The organism is Vibrio rumoiensis 1S-45, from assembly GCF_000286955.2.
GTDB lineage: Bacteria > Pseudomonadota > Gammaproteobacteria > Enterobacterales > Vibrionaceae > Vibrio > Vibrio rumoiensis_A.
On the sequence record NZ_AJYK02000013.1, the window covers coordinates 1 to 7605 of the forward strand.

Here is a 7605-nt window from a genome sequence, read left to right on the forward strand (position 1 = left end):
TTCGATTCCCGCCGCACGCTCCAAATCTTCTCGTTACAAAATCCAATCTAAACCATTTTAAATAACACTCTTTATTGAGTGGTTTTGTGTTTTTATTTTAAATCTGCACTCTATTTCTAATCGCTACTTTGAATAATAAACGATTGAAAAAATTGAACATTTCAAATATGAAGCATATTGGTTACTTAAAGAAAGAGCTTGTATGTGGCTACAGTAATATCACTGCCAGCATGAATTTTTATAAGTTCGTGTCGCAATTCTATTTGCGGCACGAACTATAGTTGGCCCTAATTGGAGCGGAGCTATATATTCTCCGTTAATGCAAGGTTGTATTTAGATAACCTTCCAAGAATGTTTTCCATTGTTCTTCTCGACCATAAAACTCTGTATGAGGTATCTTCTTAAATTGTCCTTTATCTTCAATCATAAGGGTCGGGTAGCCCTGTACGTTCAATCGGGTCATTAATTGATGGCTAATACTAATCGCGTCATCTTCTAAAGCTTCCCCTGTTTGCATCTTTTCTTGCCACAATTGTTGATCGAGCCCTAATTGAACAGCTAACTCTTCCAAACTGCTTAACGTATTGACTGGTTTCCCTTCAATGTAATGTGCTTTTTGTATTGCTTTTAACATTTCAAATGGTTTCAGACCTAAAGACTCTCCAACAAGAATTGCCCGAGTAGGAAGATAAGAGTCTAGAATAAGCTCCTCATTACTCATTACCCGTGTTACATAATCTTTCCCGAAGTGTGTTCCAGTAAGTTTCTGAATTCGTTGATCACTATTTAAAATGTGCTGACGAAACGATGGAGCAATTGTTTTTCCTGGCAACATACCCCCTGGATGAAGGAGTAATTTAAACTTATTGCTACTAACAATAGATTCGATTAAAGCAGTAGCACCGTAGCACCAGCCACACATAGGATCATAAAAATAGTGAATCGTTACCATTTCATTTCCCCCATATGAACCTTAGCACCAATACTTAAAGCAACAGGAAACCCTGAATTTTGATATTTCTCAGTCATTTTCTCAATCAACTGTGTGCTGTTTTTACTACTCTTTTGGGCCTTACTGAAATCGTTAAGATATTGTATAGAATAGCTTATAGTCTCTAAGTTTAAAGGAGCCCCTGACTGCATATGGCCAGGAATAACGATTTCGGGTTGCAAAGCTTGCATATTTTTTAGCTGTTCACTCCATGCTTTTTGACTTTTTTCTGTTTGTATATCTGCCATCCAAAGGTGCAGATTACCAAATATCGCAACGTTACCTAATATGGTTTTGCTTGAGGGTACCCATAAATATGGTCGATATGATAAAATTCCTTCCGTACCTTTAATTTCTATTTTATGTCCCTCTAAAGTAAGGCTAGTTGCTTCTATTGCTTTAGGAATGTAAGGGGCGACGGGAGCATTATTACCTAATTGTGGCCCCCATATCTGCAACTTAGAGTCCAATTTCTTTTCTATAACTGCTTTAACTGCAGGCGTCGTTATAATATTGGCGTCTGGAAACAGCTTATGTAAAACTTCAGCTCCAAAATAATAATCAGGATCTGCTTGGCTAATAAAGATGGTTTTGAGCTCTTTGCCTGTGTCCAATACCTTTGCCGCAATTCGCAAGGCGTCGGCTTTGGTAAAACCAGTATCAACCAACATCACTTCGTTCTCTCCAATAATTAGAGTTGAATTTACATGGAAGCTACTTTCGTCTGCATTATAAACATCAAAAGTAAGTGGCGTATTCTCTGTGGCAAATACGCTACCTGCAACTAGGATAGATGCGGCTAATAAAGTGATTTTTTTCATGATTGTCTCCGTAAATGGTATGGCTTGTTTTGATGAGATTAATCATAAAAGATTGACATGCTCTTAAAAACACACAAAATCAAGCATCTTTGTTTCATAATTCGAGCAAATTAATGGATAAATTAACCGCTGCGAGAGTATTTGTTGATATTGCTCAATCGGGCAGTTTTACCGCTACGGCTGACAGACTTGAAATGTCTCGTCCTATGGTGACGCGTTATGTTGAAGCTATGGAAAAGTGGTTAAACGCACGTTTGCTACACAGGACGACCCGAAAAGTAACGCTTACTACTACCGGAGAGCGATGTCTAAAAGAAGTCGAGACTTGGCTTGAACAAGCGGAAGGTTTAGTTGCTTTAAGTGATAATAGTGAGGAGCTATCTGGGATAGTACGCGTTGCGACAAGTATGTCATTCGGGTTTTCTCAGCTTGTCCCTGCGCTTTTGAATTTTATGTCGATGTATCCCAAAGTCCATATCGATATTGATCTACAGGATTCAGTTGCAGACCTGACAGAAAAACAAATTGATCTTGCGCTTAGAATTGCTTCTAACCCTGATCCCTCTTTGATTGGTAAACCAATTGCTATTTGTGAGTCGGTGCTCGTTGCTTCGCCTGCATATTTAGCAAATAAGGAAGATATATCGGAGCCAGAGGAACTGAGTATGCATAACTGTCTGGGGTATAAAAACTTTCAGCGACACGTATGGCACCTCACGAATGGTACTCAACAAAAATCAATAGATGTTGAATGTAAACTAACCGCTAACGAGGCAACGACATTACTCCATGCTGCACTTCTTGGTGGAGGTGTCGCCATTCAACCAACCTACTTAGCTAATCAATACATCGAGAGCGGCACATTGCAGCCAGTCCTATCAGAGTGGAAGCCCGCCGACCTGACTATATATGCGCTCTATTCTTCCAGAAAACATCAATCTCCGACCGTAAGAGCATTAATTGATTATTTGCAAGAGTATTTCAAAGATAATCCTTGGTAAGACTTTGGTATATAGAGAATGGTGGAATAAAAATTCCCATTGTGAATAAATATGCTTGCAAGGTGTATTAATTGTAAACATCCGATACTTTACTACCGGTTTCCACTTCTTTTAAGATCTTAACGATTTGTGATTCTGTATAGCGTGATTTTTTCATAATCGTTCTCGCGTTTAAGTTAGTTTAAACGCGAGAACTCTAAATGGAAATGCACCTGTTTTAGGGGGGAGGTTTCCCCCCATGTTCTATTTTTGTTGTCGGCGTTCATTGACCGTCTCACTGTAACTATAATTACTTTGAGTATAGTAGTGCTTCCAACGCCAATGCCTCATCACGTCCAGGCATAGGTTTTGAGCCATTAATCTTGGATGCTTGTTTAATCTTTTCAAGTAGCTCAGGCTTGATGGTGTTTTCAGTAGTAAATTGAGTTTTACCATCTTTGTAGAAAGCGTTATTTACCGATGTATCAAAGCTAACCGAATCATCGTATTGACTAGTTTGGTAGAAGCGTAGCGAGGCGTTGTCCTTAAAAGCACCTTGCTTAATTTCATCCGAATATGGGCTTAAACGAAATAGGTAATTAAAGCGCTTGTTATCAATCGATACGTTGTTTTCTACCGTTAACGACCCCGGGTTGAAGTTATCAGTAAATCCATCCATGTTGTTGGCAAAGGCTAGGCTATTTTTGATTATGTGAGCAACTGGTAGGCCTTCCCCACCTAGTTTAAAGCCGTTACCAATGGTGCCACCTTCATTTGGATAATCGAGGGTTTGACCATTTTTAAAGGCAATTGAATCTAAAATAGTTACAGCACCATTTGGACCATCTTCTACTTTGTTGAATAGATCCCAGCCGTCATCTGCATTGTGGTGAGAAATACAACGAATAAAGGTGTTACCATCGCCGACACGTATTTTAGCGGCAAAACCATCAGCATTGATACGTGACTTATCCATGTTGTTGTAGCTTTCACTATCAATTACGGTGTTATGGCTTGCCCATAAAGCACGACCAATACCTTCAGGAGAGGTAATTTGGAAGCCGGTATCTGGTGCGCCATGTGTCACCATTTTTTCAAAGGTATTATGGCTACCATAAACCGTAAATTGACCTTCGGTTATTTCAATATTTTTATAGTGCCAGTAATGCGCTTCGTGGTTGACTGCTCCTTTAAAGCGGACGTTTTCACCAAGAGCGACTAATGATTTTTCTTTACCATCAACACCGCTCACTTCTACCGGAATTGTTGTGGTAGGGTAATCACCATCTTCAAGGTAGATAGTGCCACCTGGCGCTAATAGTTGAAGTGCGGTTTCTAAGCTAGTTGGTTTGCTTTCACTACCATCACCCGCTGCCGTTGCTTTAGGGCTCACGTAGATTTTCATTGGATTATCGATTATCGATGATCGATTTAGTGACTGTGAGTTTATGAACTCGAGGTTTGAGATCAGGGCCTTCAGTAGCCGTAAAGGTAATTTCAAAGTTAGAGGAAGCCTTATCGATATCCGCTTCATAGCTAAACAGTTCACCAGCTTTAATTTTTTTGTTTGATACTAATTCCTTACCATCTTGCGTGACAGCAAAAGTACCTGCGTAGTTGGCACGAGCTTGGATATAGTAATCAGAATCGGCAGTGTGTTCAGAGGATGCATTTTCAAAAACCAGCGGGTTTTGTGGTGCTTGATATTTTGGTGCATCTTTAGTATTTGCTTCCGATAGTTTTAAATCTACATCAGACACGGAAATTTTCGCATTACGTGATGCAAAGAAACCGACATATTGAGTGTCAGAGTTTTGCATTTCAACGATGTTAGCATTGGCACCTTTTAGTGGGATAGTCTTAGTGTTTTTGCCATCATTGAAGGTGACTTCAAAGGTATCATCGGTACGTGTTACAGACATTTCGTACTTAGGTGTTTCGCCAAATTTGACCGCTTGCACGTAGTCTTCGCGAGACATCTTATTTCCACCAGTTCCCCAAGGGTGATAAATGCCTTCGCGATATACTCCATAGATATTCGCTAAGCCGTTAGCATCACCTTTTTTGTTGGCACGGAAGACATTCATCACCATATTTGACGCAGCTGGGAACTCTTCCATTCCTTGTGGTTGAGGATCCATACGAGGTTTACCCACTACATCACGGATCATGATGCCTGCGCCTTCTTGATGGTTAGGTGCAGCACCGGTTTCTGGGCCTAGTTGATCTAAAGTTATTGTTGCTGAGATCGTAAAGTTCACATCGGTTGGGAGAGCCGTGTAGTAGTATGTGACCCCTTCATGTGAGTTGGCAAGTTTGCCGCCACGACTTTCAATAGTGAAGTGTTTTTCAAGTGCGCCAGAGGTGATTTTTTTACCATCTACCGTGACTTGGTTGGTGCCGACTTTTTCAGGAAAAATAGTGGATCCGAAATTCAGATCGGTCGATTGACCAAAAGTAACCGCATGCCATTCTAGAGAATTCACATCAGGTAGAGCCGCAGAAGCAAAAGGACTTAAAGTTAAGGCAATTAATGCCGCGAGGTTTTTTTGTTTCATGGTTATATCCTTTATAGCAAAAAGAGTTTCCATTTGTCGGAAACTCTTTTAGGGGGGAGGTTATTAGAAGTTATATTTCAAACCAGCACGGTAACGAGGAACATATTCATCTTTACCATCAGCAGCAAGGTCGGTATTTTGAGATACCATGCCAAGTTCAATAAATGGTCTCCAACCACTTTCGAAGCCTTTGTATTCAGCTGTGAAGTTAACAAGGTTTAAGTAGTTATTATCGCCGTCGTAACCTGAGCTATCTGATTGCTCCAATTTGTATTCAAAATCGATACCAAGTCCGAAGTCACCAATGTTGTAACCACTTGTTAGGTTTAACTGAGTGTAATGGCTGTTATCAGTGCTTGGTGCTGATACGTTTTTGTAACCATAACGGTAACGTAACGCTACATTCCAATCATCCGTTAATTTTTGTATACCTTTTAAGTCAAGTTTGTGTGTGACGGCACTATCACTTGAATCAAGAGCATAGGCTGGTTGTAAAGTGAAAGAATCGGTAGCTTTGTAGGTATAGCTGATTTTTGCTTCATGTCCGACACTTTCGATCTCACCAAAGTTGACATCATCACCCGCATAACCCCATTTCATTTCTCCACTGATCCCGATACCGTTCTCAAAAGTGTGCGCTAAAGTCATGCGATCACGGTGTCGAGAGGCCATATCTCCTTCTTCTGGAATGAACTCATGTCGTAAGTTGATGCTGGCAGCAGAAGCACCTATAGAAGTAAGAGCGATTGCAACCATAGGTACGAGTAGTAATTTTTTCATATTCAAAGTCCTTTATATTGTTATTTTATTGTCTGTAATCACTATAATAAAACACCGTTCCTATTTTAAAGAAAGATTGGTTTGATTTGTGATCTTGCTAACTTTGTATGAATATATATGTGAACAAATTCACGTTACTTATGATTTAAAATGAATATGAGAGCAAAGGGAATGTGAGAGATAAAAACCCCAGTTAACAGTGTGTTAACTGGGGTTTGAAGATTGTTAGGTGGATGTTTATTGTTGTGGGTTAAGCCTGTAACGCTTGCGGGATTTCAGCAAGGTATACAGCAGGTACACCTTCAAAATCACTGGTAAATAGCACACCAGTATCACCCGGAGTGAACGATGGGTGAGGGTGGGTAATTTGGCGATCGCCGTCTAATACTTCCCATGAAGTACTGTGTTTAGCAAGGCGCGCATAGCTCTTTTTCTGGGTATTTAAAATGTATAAGAATGGGTCATTCTCAATGTCGTAACCGTCAGTATCATTTACATCTACAGGTGCGTCGCTGCCGTCACCTACCATCAAAGATCCTGTATGGTTACTCATTAAATGAGAGCATTGTGGCATTACCATAACTTCTTCATTTTCGAGTGTTTCAGGGTTTGCTTTATAGATAACGCGCTCAGTTTGACCTTTGAAGTAAGAGACATAAGCCATCGCACTGCCATCTGGGATCCAAAATTCGTGAGTACAAGATTCACCTTCCGCATGCTCTTTGATTTTACGAACGTTAGAGCCATCTTCATTGACAAGCCACATACGAGCATCGACTAAATCATGTGGGCCTTCGTGACAGAAGCCAATAGTGTTGTCATCAAATGGGCGATAGATTGGATGGCCCAACCATGCATCGTCTTGATGGATTACTTCTAATGCGCCTGTTTCGATATCTACTTTTATTAAACGACAAGTTGGGTTTGTGTGGTAGAACTCTGCAAATTTTTCCCAAGAAGTCAGTGGTTTCCAGCAACTTTTCTTGATTTCGATACCCACTAGTTTGGTACAATCTGAGTTTGCGACCCAAGTGCCGTAACCTTTCCATTCTTCATCAACGGTATAAATGACTTTTTCTTCTAGTGTTTCAAGGTTAACTTTCATCAAGTTAAGTTCGTTTTTCACATAGAAAAAAGATTTATCGTCGTTAGAGATAAAGCCGCCAAAAGTATTATCGCCTTTACCTTCGGTTAACTGAGTTGCTTTTTGTGTTTTTAAATCAAGTAGGTAGTAGTTACGGTTTGCTTCTTCGTTTACTACGTCAAAATCGCCAGCGAAAAGCAGCTTATTACCGTCAGTGGTAAAGCATTTTTGGTAGAAGTAGTTTCGATGGCAAATGACGTTAGTTGGAGTTAAACGTGTCACTTTATTATTGGTGTCGCTATCTACAAAAGTTTCAAACTGTAGATCGATAATTTGACCTTTAGCCATAATATTCTCCTAAAAGGACAGCCAGTAATCACTACTGGCTGGG

The 7605-nt window shown here is 40.1% G+C and carries 7 protein-coding genes; 1 reads left to right on the forward strand and 6 read right to left on the reverse strand.

What is annotated here, in order from left to right; translation table 11 throughout:
- Positions 1-316: 316 nt before the first annotated feature.
- The gene (locus tag A1QC_RS02260; RefSeq protein ID WP_017024100.1) at positions 317-952 is read right to left on the reverse strand and encodes a DsbA family protein; all 636 of its coding nucleotides are present in this window, start codon (positions 950-952) and stop codon (positions 317-319) included.
- Entirely contained in the window at positions 946-1812 is an 867-nt protein-coding gene (locus A1QC_RS02265; protein ID WP_017024101.1) for an MBL fold metallo-hydrolase, read from the reverse strand. Before A1QC_RS02265 ends, A1QC_RS02260 begins: the two co-directional genes overlap by 7 nt.
- A gap of 113 nt (positions 1813-1925) precedes the next feature.
- Here A1QC_RS02265 and A1QC_RS02270 point away from each other — a divergent pair, with 113 nt between their 5' ends.
- Positions 1926-2813 (forward strand): LysR family transcriptional regulator, encoded by an 888-nt coding sequence (locus A1QC_RS02270; RefSeq protein WP_017024102.1) that lies wholly within the window; start codon positions 1926-1928, stop codon positions 2811-2813.
- A 289-nt stretch (positions 2814-3102) separates the two neighbouring features.
- On the opposite strand, the gene A1QC_RS15795 is transcribed toward A1QC_RS02270, so the two are convergent.
- The 4 genes from A1QC_RS15795 to A1QC_RS02285 form a co-directional block, all read right to left on the reverse strand.
- Positions 3103-4197, reverse strand: coding sequence for a right-handed parallel beta-helix repeat-containing protein (locus A1QC_RS15795; RefSeq protein WP_431305831.1), 1095 nt, complete (start codon positions 4195-4197; stop codon positions 3103-3105).
- Between the two features lie 4 nt (positions 4198-4201).
- Entirely contained in the window at positions 4202-5350 is a 1149-nt protein-coding gene (locus A1QC_RS15800) for a hypothetical protein (protein WP_431305832.1), read from the reverse strand.
- A gap of 63 nt (positions 5351-5413) precedes the next feature.
- Positions 5414-6130 carry an oligogalacturonate-specific porin KdgM family protein gene (locus A1QC_RS02280; protein WP_017024103.1) on the reverse strand — a complete coding sequence of 239 codons (717 nt, stop codon included), beginning with the start codon at positions 6128-6130 and terminating at the stop codon, positions 5414-5416.
- A 250-nt stretch (positions 6131-6380) separates the two neighbouring features.
- Positions 6381-7562, reverse strand: a complete 1182-nt coding sequence (locus tag A1QC_RS02285) for an oligogalacturonate lyase family protein (RefSeq protein ID WP_017024104.1) — start codon at positions 7560-7562, stop codon at positions 6381-6383.
- Between the last annotated feature and the right edge of the window lie 43 nt (positions 7563-7605).

Bases quoted from the DNA above. Each gene is read 5' to 3' on its own strand.
- A1QC_RS02260 (WP_017024100.1), bottom strand. From the start codon at position 952: ATGGTAACGATTCACTATTTTTATGATCCTATGTGTGGCTGGTGCTAC.
- A1QC_RS02265 (WP_017024101.1), bottom strand. From the start codon at position 1,812: ATGAAAAAAATCACTTTATTAGCCGCATCTATCCTAGTTGCAGGTAGC.
- A1QC_RS02270 (WP_017024102.1), top strand. From the start codon at position 1,926: ATGGATAAATTAACCGCTGCGAGAGTATTTGTTGATATTGCTCAATCG.
- A1QC_RS15795 (WP_431305831.1), bottom strand. From the start codon at position 4,197: ATGAAAATCTACGTGAGCCCTAAAGCAACGGCAGCGGGTGATGGTAGT.
- A1QC_RS15800 (WP_431305832.1), bottom strand. From the start codon at position 5,350: ATGAAACAAAAAAACCTCGCGGCATTAATTGCCTTAACTTTAAGTCCT.
- A1QC_RS02280 (WP_017024103.1), bottom strand. From the start codon at position 6,130: ATGAAAAAATTACTACTCGTACCTATGGTTGCAATCGCTCTTACTTCT.
- A1QC_RS02285 (WP_017024104.1), bottom strand. From the start codon at position 7,562: ATGGCTAAAGGTCAAATTATCGATCTACAGTTTGAAACTTTTGTAGAT.